Origin of the sequence: Variovorax sp. PAMC26660 (assembly GCF_014302995.1) — a bacterium.
GTDB lineage: Bacteria > Pseudomonadota > Gammaproteobacteria > Burkholderiales > Burkholderiaceae_C > Variovorax.
The window spans coordinates 1,166,505-1,185,530 of sequence record NZ_CP060295.1; the positions used below are offsets into that span (position 1 = coordinate 1,166,505).

The 19,026-nt window shown below is 67.0% G+C and carries 18 protein-coding genes; 4 read left to right on the forward strand and 14 right to left on the reverse strand.

Annotated features, from left to right (window positions below; genetic code table 11):
* The first annotated feature begins 60 nt into the window (after positions 1-60).
* Together H7F35_RS05515 and H7F35_RS05520 are read left to right on the forward strand one after the other, a co-directional pair.
* Complete coding sequence (locus H7F35_RS05515) at positions 61-1,212, forward strand: efflux RND transporter periplasmic adaptor subunit (protein WP_187111944.1); 1,152 nt, start codon at positions 61-63, stop codon at positions 1,210-1,212.
* A 13-nt stretch (positions 1,213-1,225) separates the two neighbouring features.
* The gene (locus tag H7F35_RS05520) at positions 1,226-4,354 is read left to right on the forward strand and encodes an efflux RND transporter permease subunit (RefSeq protein WP_187114157.1); all 3,129 of its coding nucleotides are present in this window, start codon (positions 1,226-1,228) and stop codon (positions 4,352-4,354) included.
* Between the two features lie 59 nt (positions 4,355-4,413).
* Here the strand turns inward: H7F35_RS05520 and H7F35_RS05525 are convergent, their stop codons facing one another.
* The 7 genes from H7F35_RS05525 to H7F35_RS05555 form a co-directional block, all read right to left on the reverse strand.
* Positions 4,414-5,040, reverse strand: coding sequence for a hypothetical protein (locus H7F35_RS05525; protein ID WP_187111945.1), 627 nt, complete (start codon positions 5,038-5,040; stop codon positions 4,414-4,416).
* Positions 5,041-5,087: 47 nt separating this feature from the next.
* A complete protein-coding gene (locus tag H7F35_RS05530) occupies positions 5,088-5,453 on the reverse strand; it encodes a DUF3325 domain-containing protein (protein WP_187111946.1) in 366 nt (121 codons plus the stop codon).
* On the reverse strand, positions 5,450-7,141 hold the full coding sequence (locus H7F35_RS05535) for a PepSY-associated TM helix domain-containing protein (protein ID WP_187111947.1): 1,692 nt from the start codon (positions 7,139-7,141) through the stop codon (positions 5,450-5,452). Before H7F35_RS05535 ends, H7F35_RS05530 begins: the two co-directional genes overlap by 4 nt.
* 2 nt (positions 7,142-7,143) lie before the next feature.
* Positions 7,144-7,440 (reverse strand): hypothetical protein, encoded by a 297-nt coding sequence (locus tag H7F35_RS05540; RefSeq protein ID WP_187111948.1) that lies wholly within the window; start codon positions 7,438-7,440, stop codon positions 7,144-7,146.
* Between the two features lie 112 nt (positions 7,441-7,552).
* Positions 7,553-10,009: a ferric-rhodotorulic acid/ferric-coprogen receptor FhuE gene (fhuE, locus tag H7F35_RS05545; protein ID WP_187111949.1), complete on the reverse strand. Its 2,457-nt coding sequence runs from the start codon at positions 10,007-10,009 to the stop codon at positions 7,553-7,555.
* 70 nt (positions 10,010-10,079) lie between these two features.
* Positions 10,080-11,108, reverse strand: coding sequence for a FecR domain-containing protein (locus tag H7F35_RS05550; protein WP_187111950.1), 1,029 nt, complete (start codon positions 11,106-11,108; stop codon positions 10,080-10,082).
* A gap of 7 nt (positions 11,109-11,115) precedes the next feature.
* Positions 11,116-11,619: a sigma-70 family RNA polymerase sigma factor gene (locus tag H7F35_RS05555; protein WP_187111951.1), complete on the reverse strand. Its 504-nt coding sequence runs from the start codon at positions 11,617-11,619 to the stop codon at positions 11,116-11,118.
* A gap of 305 nt (positions 11,620-11,924) precedes the next feature.
* Here H7F35_RS05555 and H7F35_RS05560 point away from each other — a divergent pair, with 305 nt between their 5' ends.
* Complete coding sequence (locus H7F35_RS05560; RefSeq protein WP_187111952.1) at positions 11,925-12,497, forward strand: DUF6680 family protein; 573 nt, start codon at positions 11,925-11,927, stop codon at positions 12,495-12,497.
* A 19-nt stretch (positions 12,498-12,516) separates the two neighbouring features.
* Complete coding sequence (locus H7F35_RS05565) at positions 12,517-12,888, forward strand: hypothetical protein (protein WP_187111953.1); 372 nt, start codon at positions 12,517-12,519, stop codon at positions 12,886-12,888.
* A 175-nt stretch (positions 12,889-13,063) separates the two neighbouring features.
* Here H7F35_RS05565 and H7F35_RS05570 read toward each other — a convergent pair whose 3' ends face one another.
* The 7 genes from H7F35_RS05570 to H7F35_RS05600 form a co-directional block, all read right to left on the reverse strand.
* Entirely contained in the window at positions 13,064-13,855 is a 792-nt protein-coding gene (locus H7F35_RS05570) for a DNA adenine methylase (RefSeq protein ID WP_187111954.1), read from the reverse strand.
* The gene (locus H7F35_RS35025; protein ID WP_315970471.1) at positions 13,803-14,111 is read right to left on the reverse strand and encodes a Com family DNA-binding transcriptional regulator; all 309 of its coding nucleotides are present in this window, start codon (positions 14,109-14,111) and stop codon (positions 13,803-13,805) included. The genes H7F35_RS05570 and H7F35_RS35025 overlap by 53 nt, the downstream gene beginning before the upstream one ends.
* Positions 14,112-14,197: 86 nt before the next feature.
* Positions 14,198-14,434, reverse strand: a complete 237-nt coding sequence (locus tag H7F35_RS05580; protein ID WP_187111955.1) for a hypothetical protein — start codon at positions 14,432-14,434, stop codon at positions 14,198-14,200.
* Positions 14,431-16,341: a hypothetical protein gene (locus tag H7F35_RS05585; protein ID WP_187111956.1), complete on the reverse strand. Its 1,911-nt coding sequence runs from the start codon at positions 16,339-16,341 to the stop codon at positions 14,431-14,433. Before H7F35_RS05585 ends, H7F35_RS05580 begins: the two co-directional genes overlap by 4 nt.
* A gap of 4 nt (positions 16,342-16,345) precedes the next feature.
* Positions 16,346-16,762, reverse strand: a complete 417-nt coding sequence (locus tag H7F35_RS05590) for a hypothetical protein (RefSeq protein WP_187111957.1) — start codon at positions 16,760-16,762, stop codon at positions 16,346-16,348.
* Positions 16,759-17,760 (reverse strand): hypothetical protein, encoded by a 1,002-nt coding sequence (locus H7F35_RS05595; protein ID WP_187111958.1) that lies wholly within the window; start codon positions 17,758-17,760, stop codon positions 16,759-16,761. The genes H7F35_RS05590 and H7F35_RS05595 overlap by 4 nt, the downstream gene beginning before the upstream one ends.
* A gap of 2 nt (positions 17,761-17,762) precedes the next feature.
* The gene (locus tag H7F35_RS05600; RefSeq protein WP_187111959.1) at positions 17,763-18,998 is read right to left on the reverse strand and encodes a hypothetical protein; all 1,236 of its coding nucleotides are present in this window, start codon (positions 18,996-18,998) and stop codon (positions 17,763-17,765) included.
* Positions 18,999-19,026: the final 28 nt, after the last annotated feature.

The window sequence follows — 19,026 nt, forward strand, 5'->3', positions numbered from 1 at the left end:
GGTGCAGACGCGCAATCCGGGCAATCCCCCGCGCGCGCGACACCGCGACTCCAGATGGCCATGACCACCTTCAAGCTCTTGCTTCCCCTTTCCCTGCTCGCGCTCGCTGCATGCGGCGCCAAGCAGCCTCCCGCCACCGATGCCGCGCCGCCCGAAGTCGGCGTGATGGCGCTGCACGCCAGCGACGTGGCCGTGCACACCGAACTCTCCGGCCGCACCGCCGCCTACCGTGTCTCCGAGGTCCGGCCGCAAGTCAACGGCATCGTGCGCAAGCGTCTGTTCGAGGAAGGCAGCATGGTCCGCGCGGGCCAGGTGCTGTATGAGATCGAGCCCGGCCCGTTCGAGGCGGCTCACGAGCAGGCGCAAGCCACGCTGGCCACCTCGCAGGCCACCATTGCCAGCCTGCGCGGCAAGGCCGAGCGCTTTGCCGAACTGGTCAAGGCCAACGCCGTGAGCAAGCAGGAACACGAAGAAGCGCAGGCCGCGCTCATTCAGGCACAAGCCGGCGTGAAAGCCGCGCAGGCAGCGGTGAAGGCAGCGCGCATCAACCTCGACTTCACCCGCATCTCCGCCCCCATCGCGGGACGCATCGGCCGCTCGGGTGTGACCGAGGGCGCGCTCGTGGCACCGGGCCAGGCGATGGCGCTGGCCACGATCCAGCGGCTCGACCCGATCTATGTCGACGTGGTGCAGTCGAGCCTGGAGCTGACGAAGCTCAAGCGCCGTTTCATCTCGGGCGACATGGCACCGGCCAGCACCCAGGTCAGCCTGCGCATGGAAGACGGCCTGCCCTACCCGCATGCAGGCACGCTGAAGTTCTCCGAAGTGAGCGTCGATACGGCCACCGGCTCGGTCACGCTGCGCGCGGAGTTCCCGAACCCGCAGGGGCTGCTGCTGCCCGGCATGTACGTGCGCGCGCAGGTCGAGTCCGGCGTGGAGCGCCAGGCCATCCTGGCGCCGCAGCGCGGTGTGGCCCGCAACGAGAAGGGCGAGCCGACCGCGCTGGTGGTCGGTGCCGGCGACAAGGTCGAGCTGCGTTCGCTCGAAGTGCGCAGCGCCGAGGGCGAGCACTGGGTCGTGACCAAGGGCCTGCGCGACGGCGACCGCCTCGTGGTCGACGGACTGCAGCGCGCGCACCCCGGCGAAAAGGTCAAGCCGGTGCCGGTGTCCGCGAGCGCATCGACCGCGGCGACCGCTTCCTCGGCCGATTAAGAAGAATCCCGTGATCCCCAATTTCTTCATTCATCGGCCCGTCTTCGCCTGGGTCATCGCCATCCTCATCATGTTGGCCGGCGGCGTGGCGATTCGCACCTTGCCGGTGTCGCAGTACCCGGACATCGCGCCGCCGACCGTGACCATCTCCGCCAACTACCCCGGCGCCTCGGCACAGGCGGTGGAGAGCAGCGTCACGCAGGTCCTGGAGCAGCAGCTCAAGGGCATCGACGGCCTGATGTATTTCAAGTCGACGAGCAGCTCGGCGGGCTATGTCGATATCAGCGTCACCTTCCGCCAGGGCATCAACCCCGACACCGCGCAGGTGCAGGTGCAGAACAAGGTCAGCCAGGCCACCAGCCGCCTGCCGCAGGCGGTGCAGCAGCAAGGCGTGACGGTCGCCAAGTCGCAGAACAACTTTTTGTTGATCGTGGCGCTCTACGACGAGACCGGCCAACGCACCGACACCGACATCTCCGACTGGATGGCCAGCAACCTGCGCGACCCGATCAGCCGGGTCGACGGCGTGGGCTCGGTGCAGGCATTCGGCGCGGCCTACGCCATGCGCATCTGGCTCGATCCGCACCGGCTGGCCAGCTACCAGTTGATGCCGTCCGACGTGACGGCCGCCATCACCGCGCAGAACACGCAGGTGTCGGTCGGCGAAATCGGCGCGCGGCCTTCATCGCCCACGCAGCACCTGAACGCCACCGTCACCGCGCTCTCGCGGCTGCAGACGCCCGCACAGTTCCGCGACATCGTGCTCAAGACCCAGGCCGACGGCGCCGTGGTGCGGCTGGGCGACGTGGCGCGTGTGGAGATCGGCAGCGAGTCGTATGCGGAAACCACGCGGCTGAACGGCCACCCGGCCGCAGGCTCGGCCATCATGCTGGCGCCCGGCGCCAATGCGCTGACCACCGCCAACGCGGTGAAGGCGCGCATCGCCGAACTCGAACGCTCGCTGCCCGCCGGCCTGCGCGTGGCCTACGCGGAAGACTCGACGCGCTTCGTCAAGATCTCGATCAAGTCGGTCATCAAGACGCTGCTGGAAGCCATTGCGCTGGTGGTGGTCGTGATGTTCCTGTTCCTGCAGAACTGGCGCGCCACGGTGATCCCCGCGATCACCGTGCCGGTGGTGCTGCTGGGCACCTTCGGCGTGCTCGCGGCCTTCGGCTATTCGATCAACGTGCTCACGCTGTTCGGCATGGTGCTGGCCATCGGCCTGCTGGTGGACGACGCCATCGTGGTGGTGGAGAACGTCGAGCGCGTCATGCACGAGGAAGGCCTCGACCCCAAGGCCGCCACCATCAAGTCGATGAAGGAAATCACCGGCGCGCTGATCGGCATCGCGGTGGTGGTGTCGGCGGTGTTCCTGCCGATGACCTTCTTCGGCGGCTCGGTGGGCGTGATCTACCGACAGTTCTCGGTGACCATTATCGCGTCGATGGCGCTGTCGGTCGTCGTGGCCATCGTGCTCATTCCGGCGCTGTGTGCGCGCTTCCTCAAGGCCGACGTGCCGCCGCGCACGCGCGGCTTCCTGGGCGCGTTCAACCGCCGCTTCGACGCCGCGCAAGGCCGTTATGTGAGCGTGCTGGGCCGCATGCTGCGCAAGCCGTTGCGCTTCACGGCCGTGTATGTCGCCATCGTGGCCGGCATGGGCCTGCTGTACGTCAGCCTGCCTGGCGGCTTCCTGCCGGAGGAAGACCAGGGCAGCGTGATGGTCGCGCTCACGCTGCCGGCCGGCGCCACCGCGGGCCGCACGAACGAAGTGAACCGCGCTGTCGAGAAATACTTTCTGGAGACCGAGAAGGACACCACCGACACCATCTTCACGCTCACCGGCTGGAGCTACAGCGGCTCGGGGCAGAACATGGGCATGGCCTTCGTCTCGCTGAAAGACTGGTCCGAGCGGCCGGGCGCGGACAAGCGCGCGCACGCCATCTCGGAACGCGCCGGCGTCGCGCTGGCCAAGCAGCAGCGCGATGCCGAGGTCTACGGCATGGTGCCGCCGCCCATCGAAGGGCTGGGCGAATCCAACGGCTTCGAGTTCTGGCTGCAGGACACCTCGGGCATGGGCTCCGAACGGCTGGTGCAGGCGCGCGAGCGGCTGGTGCGCGAAGCCAACAAGGACAAGCGCCTGCAGTCCGTGCGCGCCAACAGCGTGGCCGGCACGCCGCAACTGCAGATCGACATCGACCAGCTCAAGGCCTCGGCCCTGCGGCTGTCGCTGGACGATGTGAACACCACGCTGGGCATTGCCTGGGGCGGCAGCTACGTCAACGACTTCATCGACCGCGGCCGCGTCAAGCGCGTGTACGTGCAGTCCGATGCACCCTACCGATCGGCGCCGGACGACATCAGCCAATGGTTCGTGCGCGGCAGCACGGGTGCGATGACACCGTTCTCGGCCTTCGCGACCACGCGCTGGTCACAGGGCGCCTCGCAACTGGAGCGCTACAACGGCGTGCCCGCGGTGCAGATCCAGGGCGCGGCCGCGCAGGGCGTCAGCTCGGGCACGGCGATGGCGGCCATCGAGACCATTGCGAAGAAGCAGAGCGGCACGGGCCAGGCCTGGAGCGGCTTGTCCTACCAGGAGCGGCTGTCGGGCGGACAGGCGCCGCTGCTGTTCGCACTGTCGATCCTCGTGGTGTTCCTGTGCCTGGCCGCGCTGTACGAAAGCTGGTCGGTGCCGTTCTCGGTGATGCTGGTGATTCCGCTGGGCGTGCTCGGCGCGGTGATCGCGGCGGCGCTGCGCGGCTTGTCCAACGACATCTACTTCCAGGTCGGCCTGCTCGCGACCATCGGCCTGTCGGCCAAGAACGCCATCCTGATCATCGAGTTCGCGGAAGCGGCGCTGCGCCGTGGCGTGCCGCTGCTCGATGCGGTGGCCGAAGGCGCGCGCCTGCGGCTGCGACCGATCCTGATGACCTCGCTGGCCTTCCTGGCGGGCGTGATTCCACTGGCGCTGGCCACCGGAGCGGGATCGGCCAGCCAGATCGCGATCGGCACCGGCGTGTTCGGCGGTGTGCTCGCGGCAACAGCGTTGGGCATCTTCTTCGTGCCGCTGTTCTACCTGCTGGTCAAGCGCGGGGCTGCAAGGCTGATGGGGCGCAAGGCGGGCGAGGAACGGGCGGCCGCCTGAAGCGATGAATGACGAGACGCCGGGCGCCCTGCCCGGCGGTCTTGTTTTGGCGCAGCGCCTCAGCGCGGCACGTCGAAGCTCAGCGTGGCGGTGTGGCGCACTTCCTCGTACTTCTTGCCATCGACGGTGACCGCGCCGTTCACGCGGGCGGTCACTTCCAGCACATAGAGGCCGGGGAACGGCGTCGTGAGCGTCACGGTGCCGTCTTTCGCGGGCTTGAGCACGCGGCGCCAGCCTTCGGCGGTGTCGACGTTGACCTGCGACGCAGCGACCGTGTTGCCCTTCCACACCAGCTTGAAGGTGTTGCCGTTGGGCTCGGTGGGCACCAGTTCGAGGTCGTTGACGGCCTTGGTTTCGGTGCGGCCCCAGCGGGCCTGGTACTGGGTCAGCGTGTTCTCGCCGGTGACGCGGCTGGCCACGGCGCGCAGGTCGGTGCCGGCCGCAGCGCCAGGGATGCGCACGCGATCGGCTTCGACCGTCAGCGGCAGGTCCTTGCCGTCGGCCAGGAAGGCGCGCGGCGCGGTGACGCTGGCCGCGGGCTGCGGCGTCTTGTCGAGTTCACCCACGCGGGCCGCGGCGGCGGCGCCATCGCGCGAGAGCCAGAGGTAGTCGGCCTGCGCAGCGCCGGCCGTCGCGAGCAATGCGGCGGCGAGAGAAATCGAGCGGATGCGGAAAGAAGAAAACATGGGCAATGAAAGACTCGAGTGAAAGAAGAGAAGCACCGCGTCGTCGTTCAGAACGACAACCCCGCGAATGTCACGGCCAGCCCCACGCCACCGAAGGCGGCGGCACAAGCGGCAAGGCACGCGATGCCACGCGGACGGTAGGGCAACAGCAGCGCGGCCAGCAACGCGCCCGCCGACAGGAAACCGAGCCACGCCACCGACCCGACAGTGCCGCCCCACGCCATCACGCAGGGCACCACGGCGGCCATCAGCAGGACGACGCCGGCCAGGCGAAGCAGCGCGCGCCGTCGCGGCGGCATCTCTCGGCGCTGATGCGTCAACTGTTCATGGTGCCGGTCCATGGCAAAGCTCAATGCGGCCATGCCGGCATGGGCCAGCGCAAGGCTGAGCAAGGAGGCGTACCAGACCGTCATGCCGTGCGCTCCGTGCTTGCGGCGCCACCAGGCAGAGGCCTTGATGCAGGCGCCTTCAGCAGCTTTTTTCGCTGCGCGTTGCGCAGGTGTCGCAGTGCGCCGAGGGCGGCAACGCCGAAGGCCACTGCGCCCAGTTCCACGCCCGCGCTTTCCCAGTCGCCGTGCAACAGTTGCGCCGGCAGGTGATCGCCCGTGGTCAGGAAGTTGAGCACCGGCAGCAGCAGGCACAAGGCCGCGAGCGCGCCGAGTTGCTCGCGCCAGGCCCGCTCGGGGCGGCGGATGAAGGCATGCACGAGCGCCAGCGCCCAGAGCGCGAAGAAGGCACGCAGCTCCCAGCCGGCGCGATGGTCGATGGACACCGGAATCAACCGATTGGCCCACAGGAATCCGATGCACGCCACGGCCAGCCCCGCGATGGCCGCGACGTTCAGCGCCTCGACCAATCGGTAGACCCGCGCGGTCGCGCTGCCGAATTCGCCCAGGTGCTTGTGGCGCCGCTTGACGATGAAGAGGATGGCGCCGGTGCCCATCATCGCGGTGCCGGCCAGCCCGCACAGGAAGTACAGCCACTTCATGCCCCAGCCGCCGAAGCTGACCATGTGCAGGCCGCCCATGGCCGACTGCGCGAGCATCGCGGCGCCGCCATCGGCCCCGCCCGGCACGCGCACGCGTTGCACCTCGCCGGTGGCGGCCGAGAACAGCGCCATGCCGGTGGTGCCGCTCAGGCGGCGCAGCGATTCGTCTTCGCTGTTCCAGCCGTAGATGCCGATACGCGCACCCGCGTCGCCGGGGTGGTCGATGACGACGGCGCGCACCGGCTGCCCCATGAGCTGCTGGCCGCGCGCGGCGAAAGGCTCCGGGTCGGGCACCGCCATCGGACTGCCGATGCGCGCCGGCTTTCCTTCGCCGCTCAGCTCCACAGCGAACTGCGATTGCGCGGTGGCGCCCGCACCGTACTGCATCAGCTTGCCGGCCGGCATGAAGGTGATGCCCGAGATCGCGATGCCGGTGTACGCGATCATGAATTGAAAGGGCAGCGTCAGCACCGCCACCGCGTTGTGCGCATCGAGCCAGCTTCGCTGGCCCTTCTTCGGGCGGAAGGTGAAGAAGTCCTTGAAGATGCGCTTGTGCGTAATCACGCCCGACACCAGCGCCACCAGCATCGCCATCGCGGCAACGCCGACGATCCACAGCCCGACCGTGCCGACGTGCAGCTCGTAGTGGAAGTCGACGAAGTGATGGCCGCCGAGCGTGGCGCGCACGGCATTGCCGGTCTTCTCGGCGATGGGCCGGCCGGTCGACGGATCGAGGCTGGCCGAGACGTACCCGCCGTTGGCGTCGAACCAGTACACCTTGAGTTCGCCGCCGCCGTTCGCATCGGACGGCCACAGCTCCCACATCTGTGCGGTCGGGTGGTGCTCGGCCATGTAGGCGATGCCCCAGGCCAGGCGCTGCGCACGGCCGGCGGTCACAGCGCCCTTCGAGGCGGCGGCGGCGGCCTCTTCTTCGGCATGGTGCTCGGGCGTCATCCAGTGGGTGATGGGCTCGTCGAACACGGCCAGCGTGCCGGTGAGAAAAACCGCGAACAGCAGCCACGAGAACCACAGCCCGCACCAGGTGTGCAGCCAGGCCTGGGCCTGCCGGAAACCGCCCTGCTCCACGGTTCTTGTTTTCTTGTCGGTCGCCATGTTCAGCCCCCCATCCCGCGCAAGCCCCAGCCCAACCCCGCCAGCATGGTGGCGGGCAGCAACAGCCCGACCCATGCACGCACCAGCGAAATCGGCGAGAAGGCCCAGATCACCGCAGCGGTGTAGGCCACGAAGCTGAGCTGCATGCCCGCGATCACGCCCTCGGCGCGGCTGGCCGGCAACACGGCGGCAAGAAAGATTGCGACAGCGGTGGCCAGCGCATAGCCGCCGAAGACGGCGGCCGCGACGCGGCTCAGCAGCAACAGGCTCGCGGGAACGGAAGAAAGGCGGGAATTCATGGGGCGCAAGGAAAACGGGGCGCAGAAATGCGCCCCTTCCCTACATGACCAACGAGAACTGAAAAAGGGTCATGCCGGGCGCGAAATAACAGCCCCGCACGCCCTTTTCTTGTCAGAACTTGTAGTTCAGCGTGGCCACGACGTTGCGCGGCGTGCCGACGTACGCCTGCCCGTCGATGTTGTTGTAGTACTTCTTGTTGAAAAGATTCTCGACGTTGATTTGCAGCGACAGCTTGGGCGTGAACGCATAGCGCGCCATCAGGCTCACCACGGCCAGCGACTTCTGCGTGTAGCGCATCGCCACGTCGCCGACGCTGAACCGGCGGTAGGTGCGGTTCTGCCAGTTGATGCCGCCGCCGATGGTCAGTTGCTGCCACTGGCCCGGCAGCCGGTAGGTGGTGAACACGTTCACCAGCGTCGAGGGCATCGCGGTGTTGATGGGGTCACCGTTGGCTTCCCGCGCGAGGGTGCGTGCGATGCCGGCACTCAGGTTCCATCCGCTGGCCAGCTCGCCCGACGCCTGCATCTCGAAGCCCTTGCTGAGCACGCCCTTGGCGCCGCGGTAGGCCTCGTTCGTCGAGTCCGGCACCAGCCGGCCACCGTCGCGCTGCGCCACGTTGTCCTGCTGGGCGCGGAAGAGTGCGAACGAGGTGTTGAGCTTGCCGCCGAAGTGCTCGCCCTTGATGCCCACTTCGTAGCTCTTGCCGGTCACCGGGTCGAGGTACGCCCCGGTGGCGTCTCGGTAGTTCTGCGGCTGGAAGATGTCGGTGTAGCTCGCGTACGCCGAATAGGTGTCGTTGATGTCGTACACCAGCCCGGCATAGGGCGTGAACACCTCGTGGCGCCGCGTGGCCGTCGAGTTGCGCGTGCGCCAGCTGTTCTGGCGGCCGCCCACGATCAGCTTGAGCGGGTCGGCGAGCGAGAAGCGCACGGCGCCGTAGTAGCCGGTCTGGCGCGTCTTGTCGATCTCGGACACCTTGAGCGGACCCCAGGTGGGCTCGGGGAACGAACCGTTCCACAGGTAGAAATTGCCGGGGTCTGCCAACTTGCCGACCGGCGCGTGCTTGGCCTGCACATAGCGCGACTGGGCATTGCTCATGCCCACCACCAGCTCGTGCTTGCGGCCCAGCAGCTCGAAGGGACCAGTGAGCTGCAGGTCGACGTTGTTCTGGCGGAACGCGTGCTCGAAATGGCCGGTCAGCCCGCCCAGGCCGGTGCCGGTGAAGCGGTCCATGTCGCCGTAGAGATAGAGCAGCTTGGCGTCCTGCTCGCTCTTGCGGTGCGCCAGGTTGGCCTTGAGCTTCCAGCCGCTGTCGAAGCGGTGCGTGAGGTTGGCGAACACGGTGGTGTTGGTTGCGTCCCAGCGCGTCCATGGCGTGCCCACGGTCTTCGAGGCGTCCCAGCGCGTGGGCGAGCCGTCGCTGAACACCAGCGGCAAGCCGCCCCAGGTCGAACCGGTCGGGCGGTTGGCCTGGTACTCGACGCCAACGCTCAGTGTGGTGTCGGGCGTGAGGTCGGCATCGACCACGCCATAGAACACCCGCTTGCGGCCGTGGTACATGTCCATGTTGGAGTCGCGTGCCTCCGCCATGCCGATGAAGCGGGCGCGCACGCGGCCGTCTTCGGTCAGCGGCGTCGACAGGTCCACCGTGGCGCGCCGCTGGTTCCATGAGCCCAGGCCCAGCGACACCGAGCCGGTGAACACCTTGCTGTCGGCATGCTTGCGCACGAGGTTGATCGATGCGGAAGGGTTGCCCGCGCCGCTGAGCAGCCCGGTCGAGCCGCGCACGACCTCGATACGGTCGTACAGCGTGGGGGCGTTGTTGGAGGCGCCGAAGAAGTCGGTGGTGACCGTCGTCGGCACGCCGTCGTACTGGTAGTTGTCGATGTAGAAGCCGCGCGAGTAAAGGTCGGTGCGGTCGGTGTCGGAGCTGACCGCGAAGACGCCGGTCACGCTCTTCATGGCCTGGCCGAGCGACACCAGGTTCTGGTCTTCGATCTGCTGGCGCGTGAGCACGGTGATCGACTGCGGCGTGTCGCGCAGCGACAGCGCAAGCCCCGTGGCCGCGGCCGTGGCCGGCGTGGTGTACGAGCCCGTGCCCTCCGTGGTGCCGCTGCGGTCGGCGTCGGCCATCACCGTGACCGGCGCCAGCGTGTCGACGCCGCCCTGCACATTGGCCGCACGGCGGCCCAGCGTGTAGCTGCCATCGGTGCGCGCCACGACCTGCAGGCCGCTGCCCGCGAGCAGGCGGGTGATGGCGTCACGGGCCGTGAAGCGGCCCGAAAGCGCCGGGCTTGCAAGGCCTTCTGTCAGCGCCGGATCGAACGACAGCGCGATGCCGCTGCCGGCCGCGAACGCGGCCAGCGTGCGCCCGAGCGGGCCGGCGGGAATGTCGTAGGACCGGGCGGCCGCGGCATCCAGCGACAGCGCCTCGGCCGCGAAGGCCACGGGCGCTGCGGCGCCGGCAAGGCCTCCCAGGGCCAGCATCAACAGGGCATGGCGAAGGGCGGTGTTCAGGCGACGCTCGGCATGCGGATGCTGCGGAACGGACGGACGGGATGCGGACATGGAAACGGGCCTTTCGGTTGGGCAACGGTGAGTTCTTCACCTTCCTTGCCAGCCGAAACGAAAAAAAGTCTCACCCCTTGGTCGAAATATTTGGCGAAATATCTGTCGAGATATTCCTCGGCACCAGCGTGACCCAGTAGCCGCGCAGCCGCGTCACCGCGTCCACCGGATAGGTCGAGACCAGCATGCCGAGCACGCGGTCGGTGTCGGCAATGGGAAACGCGCCGGAGATGCGCAGCTCGCCAATGGCCGCGTCGCAATGCAGCGCGCCGGGCCGGTAGCGCGACAGCTCGGCCGCGAAGTCGGCCAGGCGCATCCGGTCGGCCAGCAGCATGCCTTGCGTCCACGCCACGTCGGCTTCGTCGGCCGGCGTGAAGTTGCCGATGTCCTCGGCCGTGAAGCGGCCCTGCTGCCCCGCCGGCAGCACGCGCGGCGCGGGCGCGCCGCTGCCGCCGGGCGAGATGCGCACCGCGCCTTCGAGCACGGCGATGTGCGTGGCCGCCCCTTCGCGGCGCACGCTGAAGCGGGTGCCGAGCGCCTGCATCACGCCGCTTTCTGTCGCCACGCGGAACGGCCGGTGTGCGGCGGTGGTGTCGGGTGCGGTGGCAATCAGGATCTCGCCCGCGTGCAGCATCACGAGGCGCTGCGCGGCGTCGAAGCGCACGTCCACGGCGCTAGCGGTGTTGAGCGTGAGGCGGCTGCCATCGGCCAGCCGCAGTTCGCGGCGCTCGCCGGTGGCGGTGCGGTGTTCGGCCGTCCAGCCGCGTTCGCTGGCGAGCTGCCATGCGACCCAGCCCGCGGGCACGGCCGCCAGCAGTGCGGCCAGCCGGGCGACAGCCGCGCGCCGGCCGGCCTGCGCGGGCCGCGAAAGCGAAGGCATCGCCAGTGCCGACGGCAGGCCGCCGAGCTTGTTCATCAGCAGTTCGGCGCGCGCCCAGGCGCGGGCGTTGTCGGGATGGCTCTGGCGCCAGCGCTCGCAGGCGCGGCGGTCGTCGTCGGTGGCGGCGCTGTCGTTCAGGCGCACCAGCCAGTCGGCGGCTTCGTCGAGCGCGCGGGACGGAGGCGCCACCGAAGGCGCCTCGAACGCAAGCTGCTTCATCGCGCGCTCAATCCATCAACGCCAGGCAGCCGCGAAAGCCCTGCTGCATGTAGCGCTTGACCGTGGCAAGCGACACGCCGATCTCGCGCGCGATGTCCTCGTACTTCATGCCTTCGATCTGCGACAGCAGGAAGGCGCGCCGCGCCAGCGGCTTGAGCGCATCGAGCATCGTGTCGATCTCGTGCAGCGTCTGCAGGATCACCAGGCGCTGCTCGGGCGATGGCGCCTCGGGCTCGGGCAGGACGGCCAGGGCTTCGAGGTAGGCGCGCTCCAGTGCCTGGCGCTGATACCAGTTCACCAGGATGTTCTTCGCCACGCTCGTCAGGTAGGCGCGTGGCTGGGCGATGGCCTCGGGGTTGCGCGCGGTGAGCAGCCGCGTGAAGGTGTCCTGCGCCAGATCGGCCGCGTCGAACGAGTTGCCCAGCTTCTTGCGCAGCCACGACTGGAGCCAGCCGTGGTGGTCGCTGTAGAGGGTGTGGACTTGCTGGAAGGCAGCTTCGGCGGCGGACATGGCGGGCGGCACGGCGGCCGGATCGCCGCTTCTAGATAAGAATTGTTCTCATTCTAGGGCCGCCGGCCGGATCACAGCTTCGGCGTGTACTTCACCGTGAACATCACGTTGCGCGGATCGCCGTAGTTGTTGTTGCCGTTATGAAGCGCGCCGCGATAAATGCGTCTGAATCGGTGCGATAAATCGGCGCTGATTTAGTTACTTCGGCTGCAACAGAATTGCGCCTGACGCGCATGGCGCCCCAGGCCACATTTCAGCGGAACCCGTCTCCGGTCAGAATCAGGTCCAAATAACCTGGAGAAGACATGACTGTCGATACCACGCTGAAGCTGACCGACCTCCTAACGATCGTCGCGACGTTGCTCAGTCCATTCATTGCGGTGCAGGCATCTGAATTCCTGCGAGCCCGTGCCGCTGCGCGTGAAGCTCGGGAGAGGGTCTTCCATATCCTTATGAGCACTCGCAGCGCCAGGTTGTCCACCGACCATGTCGCTGCCCTGAACAGGATCGATCTGGTTTTCCCTCCTCAAAAGTTCTCAGGTGTGAGCGATGCCTGGAATATGTACCTCCGCGAGCTATCCCCCAGTTCGGCCCTTACCGAGGAGCAGGCCAGAGCCTCTTACAACGAGCAAACGCGCCTGTTTCTTAACCTTCTCAGCGCGATGGCCGCAGCGCTCAAGGTCCCTTTCTCGCAAACGGCGCTTCAGCACAATGCCTACCACCCGCAGGGATACGTGTTCAACGAGGCCCAAGCAGCGGAATTCAGGGCAGCGGTCATTAGCGTCTTGAAGGGCGAACAAGCCATCGCCGTAAAGCCCGATCCGAGCTTACGAGCAGGTGGCGAAGAGACGGCTCCGAGAGATCACCCGGGGAACTAGACAAGAGGAAATGTTCCAAATGATGAAGAGAACGCTGATCGCTGGCCTCTTGGCAGCTACTGTGACAAGCGCTGTGCATGCGCAAAGGGATGGTGCTACTTTTAACGGCGTCGGCGTGGAGACTTGCGGCGCCTATCTCAAAGTTCGACGGACCTCTTCCACGGTTGAGGATGCGATCTTCGGGCAGTGGGTGATGGGCTACGTGGCGGCCTACAACCTCTACTCCAACCAGCCTGCAGTCACCGATCTTCCGACGACCTCTACAGTCGTGGCGTATCTCGATAAATTTTGTCGAGACAACCCCCTTGACTCGGTTGCCTCGGGGGCGATGAGCATGTTGGCCGACCTGGGCGGCTACCGCTCGCCGTCAATAAAGAAAAGGGCGAAATAGGCCTATATTCGCGCCCCTCGCGGCACTTGTAGCCCGTGAGGTGCGGGCACACAGCCGAATTTGACAAGAGACCGCGCTGGGTCGCGGCGGCCTCGTGCAATAGCGGCAGTTCGTCGGGCGCAAGCGCGACCTTCGTCATGCCTTGATGCCCGGCCGTGCCTTGGTCAAAGCCTTACTAGAAGAGACCAGCCGGCTCCGCCTCCCGATCCCAGCTATAGATGATCAGCTCCTGACGTTCTGCACGGTTGGCGCCACCGCCCACCGTGTAGTCAATGGCCAGGCTCTCCATGCCGAAGCCCTCGAAGCACCGCCGGATGTCCGGATGGTCGTTCAGGCTGATGATGGCCTTGCCCTTGAGTTGGCGCAGCTTGGCGGCCATCAGCTCGTACTGGTCCCATTCAAAGGGCACACCGTAGCCCTCGGTCTCCCAATACGGCGGGTCCATGTAGAACAGCGTGTGCGGCCGGTCGTAGCGGTCCAGGCAGGTGGCCCAGTCGAGCTGCTCGATGTAGGCGCTGGCCAAGCGCAAATGAGCAGCGCTGAGGTTCTCCTCGATCCGCAGGAGATTGATGGCGGGCGCGGTGGTGGCGGTGCCCCATGTCTGCCCCTGGACGCGGCCGCCGAAGGCCTGCTGCTGCAGGTAGAAGAAGCGCGCCGCCCGCTGGACGTCCGTGAGCACCTCGGGCGGCGTGTCCTGGGTCCACTTGAAGATCTGCCGACTCGACAGCGCGTACTTGAACTGACGGACGAACTCCTCCAGGTGGTGCTTCACGACCCGGTAGAGGTTGACCAGGTCGCCGTTGACGTCGTTGATGACCTCGACCTCGGCCGGGTGGCGCAGGAAGTACAGGGCCGCGCCCCCAGCGAACACTTCCACGTAGCACGAATGCGGCGGGAAGCGGCCGAGCAGCAGGTCAGCCAGGCGGCGCTTGCCTCCCAGCCAGGGGATGATTGGTGACGATCGCATGAGGCACTCTTTCGGTTGAAAGGCGCTCTTGGCGCTCGGGTGTGGGGCTCGCGGCCCTCAGGGTGTTCATGGCCCCGCAGCGGGGGCACTTGATGAGCAGGCAGGTGAACTGTCCCATGCCCAATTTGCGACGGCATGCGCCGCATCTGATTTCTTCCATTTGCAAGCCCGTTTCCGTATTTGGAATCTTTGGTAGGCTCGGTCCCGCTCTGTACAGGGTGGGCGGGCCTTGCCGGCTTGCAGGCACGTTCTGCATGTTGGGGCCTGGGGAGGTGTGACAGCACCCGACCAGGTCGCCCGTTCTTTTTTCGTTGCTGGCGTCCTCCTACGCTGTACGCGTGGTCACCCGACGAACACCTCGATCACGTCGATCGCAGGCGCCGAGGCGGTGATCGCCCCGCCTTTGAGATAGACATGCGCGCCGATCGCGCTGGCCAGCGGGTTGCGCACGCGCATCTGGCCACCGCCGGGCAGCGTGACGATGGCGGTGCCGTCCGCGAACACCGACGACACCTGGCCAACGAGTTGCGGGTCTTCGGCCTGCAGTTCGAGCAGCCGCAAAAACAGGTTGAGACTCATGGCCAATGCCTTTCCACGGTGAGGGACTGCCGCACTTCCTCGGGGCTCGCGCGCACCACGACGCCGCGCACCATGGCGCGCCAGACCTCGCTCGGCTCGGTCACCTGCAGGAGCTGATTCACTCGCAGCACGCCTGGCAGATTGCCCCCCGTCAGGATCGGCAGGCCCACGGAGACGTCTGCCTGCGTGCCGCCCGTGCCGAGCACTGAGCGCCCGCGTTCGATGGCGACTGCCCCATCGGTGATGAGGTCGTCCACCACCATCGGTGCCAGCACCGCGCCCGCGGTGCCCCTGCGCGTCACCTTGCGCCCCACGCCCTGATTGGGGCCGCCGTAGACATACACGGCCTCCCACTCGGGCTCCTCGCGCAGGTCGTAGTCGTCCACAGTGATCGCCCGGCTCGATATCGACACGTCCGGCACGGCCGCGCTGCCCATCCATTCCCACGACAGCAGCGGATAGGCCGGCAAAAAACTCAACTTCGGCTCGGTCGGGTGGCTTTGCAGCACGGCGCCGGCCGCCTCGGCGATACGCACCGCGGCCGCCAGCGGCTTGCCGGTGAAGCTCCAGGCGCCGGCCGGCACGAGCCAGTCCGGGATCTGCCAGTCCACGTCGACGCCGAGGTTCTCGAAGGCTTCGATCACCAGCTGCTGCGCGGTCCTGGGCGCAGCGTTGAGCCAGGTCTGCTGCGGCAGCTTCGATGCGCCGAGCAGCGCCGGCACGCTGCGGCCGGTGATGCGGGCACGGCGCAGGCCCGGCTCGCGCGAACGGCCCATCCCCTCGATTGCGAAGATCCAGGGCAGTCCGTCGATGATCACGCGCACCTGGCGCGGCACGCCGTCGACGGCGCGCAGCTGGTCGAGCAGCTGTGCCGGCCCAGACGCTGAGAGCTTCCAGAACGGCATGCCGCGTGAGGCTTCGATCACGACGCCTTCCAACGGCACGCGCTCCATGGTGGGAAGAAGCCGCGCTTCGAGATAGTGTGTTGCCATATAGGCCCTCAACATGAGAATGACGAGCGGTTCCTTGCCAGGTCCGGTGGTGTGGCGCTCGCAGACGAAGACCAAGGCCTGGCGCAATGCCCACGCCTCGGTAAAAACCAGCTTCGTGGAAGGCACGTAGCAAGGCTCCGGCTCCGGTGGGATGACTGGATCGCGCTGGCCAGGCGGCGGCTTCATCGCTTCCTGGTAGCTGTCGTGCAGCGAGGCGCCCACATGCAGCCCACCACCGGTGCGCTCGCGCCGCTCGATGGCCAGCAGCAGCGCGACCTGGTGCGAGACGCCCAGCACGGCGCGGGTGTCGCGCAGCGAAACCTGCCAGCCATCACGCAGCGGCCAGGCCGAGGTCGGCACCGCGACCTGGTGCTGGGTGCCCAGCGCTCGGCGCGCCGAGCGATCGGCGGCATGTTCGATGAACGTGGTGGGCCGCTTGGCGATGCGCCAGGCGCTCTGGTAGCTGGAGCGCATGGTCGGCTGCGCCAGGCGCACCGTGGCCGCGTGGTGCCCCTGCAGCGCGACGGGCAAGGGCTGCCCCGCCTGCCAGCTGTCGGCGGCTCCCTGCACCTGTTTGGCGGCCTGCTGGTAGCTTTCCGCGATGCCGATGGGAACCGGTGCGGCCGCTTGCCATCCGCTGCGGTGGCTGGCCACCGGCCCGCGCAGCACGTTCACCCGGTACGTGCCGTGGCCGTCCAGGACGATGTTGGCGCCGACCAGGTCGACCAGGTCACCGGCCATCTGCGCCGCCGGCGGCCTGGCGATCTCGCCATTGCCGACCAGCACAGCGACCGGCAGCTCGACGTCGCCATACAGCGTGGCCAGGTTCTCGCTCGCGTCCGGCTCGCCGAACACCAGCACCCAGGGCGGCCCCTTGAGCGGCTCTTTGCGGAAGACGAGATCCGGCGCGGCCATGCGCCTACTTCAGCCGAGTCATGCCGAGGACAAAGCGGCCGCCTTGCCAGAGCTGCGTGTCGGCTTCTCCGGGGAGCTGGTCTGTCACGCTGATCTTGAAGTCGCCCGAGCCGCTCGGCCCGGAGATCGTGAAATCGCCGCACCACTGGCCGCTGCCGTTGACCAGACGGCCCCAGGTTGCGACACCCGATGCGCTGGCCAGCATGTCGCTCGGGTTGGCCGCGGCGAACGTGAGCCACCCGCCCGCGATCGTGCCGGCGGGGCTGGCCAGCTCCACCGTGGCCAGGACGGTGGCCGAGGTGGCCGTGCCGGCCGTGGGCTTCACACCGCCGTAGACAAGCAACCTGGCGCCGGCGCCCAGGAACGCCAGGATGCCCTGCAGGCGGGCGTCCAGGAATGCTGTCGATACCTCGAACGTCATGGCATCAGCTCCACGCCACCATTGGCCAGCGTCAGGCCATCGGCCAGTACGGCACGCTTGCCGTGGTTCAAGTACTGCGCGAGGACCGTGTAGCTCTGCAGCTCGTCCACATAGGTGAAGTCGTAGCCGCCGTCCGCGCCGCTCCACAGCTCGCGCATCTGCAGGCCGTCCGTTTCCCGGATGAGGCGAACGCGGCAGCTGTAGGGCTTGTTGTTGGGCACGCTGTAGTCGAAGGTGTTGCCGCGAACGCGGCCGATGCCTTGACCGAGCACACCTGTCAGATGATCCTTGCGCCCGACGCGAATAGATCTGCTTGTCGTTCCGCCATAGGCCGGCATCGCTCCCGCGCTGTTCACGTAGACCAGCGACCGCGTGACGGTTTGCAAAGGGGCAGGCACGATGTCGGTGGGCGCGAACGTGAAGGCCTTGCTCTCGCCCACAGCCACATCGAGCGAGTACACCTCGACCAGCGAGTTGTTGCCGAACAGCTTCACCGGCTGCACGAGGTCGAGCGGCTGCACCACCAACTCCCAACCTGACGCGTTCACACGCAGCGCGAAATCCAGACGGTAGGTCTCGGTATTGAGGTTGCGAATACGCCCCTTGAAGATCGACACGGCACCGGCGCGCTGGAACAGCACACCCAATGAGCGGCAATCGGTGTCCGGGTGAAATGTGACCAGCGCATCGGGACGAGTTGTGAAGCCGTACATCCGATTGACCGTCGCCAATGGATAGGCAACGTTGACCGTGTTGGCGGGGGCATTCTTGTAAGGAGCAAAACCGCCTTCGCTCGCGAACATGGCAATGGTCGATCCAGCGTTGTAGGGCGATGCGCCCAGCGTGACAGCGAACGACCCATCGTCAGTGTCCAGCGACTGAAGGGTTTCCGTCTCGGAGACGCCCAACGCTTGCGCCCAGGCGGAATACCTTTGCGCGGGCGTGGCCGAGTCCGCCACATCGATGGCGAAGCTCAGACGCCCGAAACTGACCGTCACGCTCACCGCCACGGCCCTGTGATGTCGACGAGCGCCAAGCCGGCCGTGTTGTTGTTGAGCGTTGGATCGCTGCTGTAGGAACCGCCGACCGCCAGGCCCATGAGCTTGCGGCCCGCGAGTTCACCCGTGGCAGGAACGATCTCCAAATGATTGATCTGCCCGACGACGTAGCTTTGGGGAATGGTCAGCAGGCCCGGCACCTCGCAGCGAGGTTCTGGCTGGGTTTCGTCCAAAGACCGTAGGTAGCGCCTGGATAGCCTCAACTTGCCATCGACACGGCTGGGGAAAGCGCCCATCGTGGCGTCTGTCCCCGAAACTGTGGTGGGCAGCCCCGTGTATGGATAGGGAGCCATCGCGAAAGGAGACCCGAGGCCCGTGTGGTTGCGTGGGGTCCAGACCCCTCCACTGGCGTTGTCGAATGCATTGATGGCCGGGTAGCTCACCCATTGCGTGGGAGTCGTCGCGTTGAAGTACGCCGCCAGCGCGCATGCGTAGGGGTCACCCGCGGGCTTGAACGCAAGCATGTCGCCAAAGCCGCGCATCGAGCCAACCGCGTAGCGGTCGTAGCTTCCAACGCCATTGCCCATGTAGGTCGAGACGTGCAGATAGAACGCTCTGCTATCGCCGACCAACACCCACGAAATGGGATTGGTGTTTGCAACGGCGGACTTGCCCCAGACGCCTCCACCAGGGATGAGGTTTTCCCGAGGCCAGGCGCCCACGCCGGTGGAAACGTCCGCCATGGACTCGTAGCCGACCACGCGGCACATCACGGGGTCGGCGTCATTCATGCGCAAGAACATGCCCGAGCTGGCCGGGTCGGCGCTCTTGTAGACGCCGAGATTCGGGCCGCTGAAGGGTCGCAGCCACCCGAGCGGTGCGATCTTCATCGTGATCGTGCCCGCGGCAACGCCATCGGGCGCAGCGGTAGCGAACTGCACCGATCCTGCATTCGGCTTCGCGACGATCTTCTGTTCGCCGTTGAGCGCTGTGAGCGCACCCGTCACACCGGCAATCAGCACAACCGCCTCGGTCCGTGCGGAATGGGTGCCGGAGTAAGACGCGGTGGCCACGCCGCCGGAGACGGTCAGCGTGGCCAGCGTCTTCGTGTCGAAGCCGGTGACTAGGCAGGCGTAGACCAATGCCTCCAACGTGCCGGCCGTGCCGTTGAGGGCGGGTGCAGCGGCGCCCATGAAGCTGCCGAAATGTTTGACGCTGGTATCCACAATGGAAGTCATCGTTATTCCTTGAAAAGTCTTGGTCTGT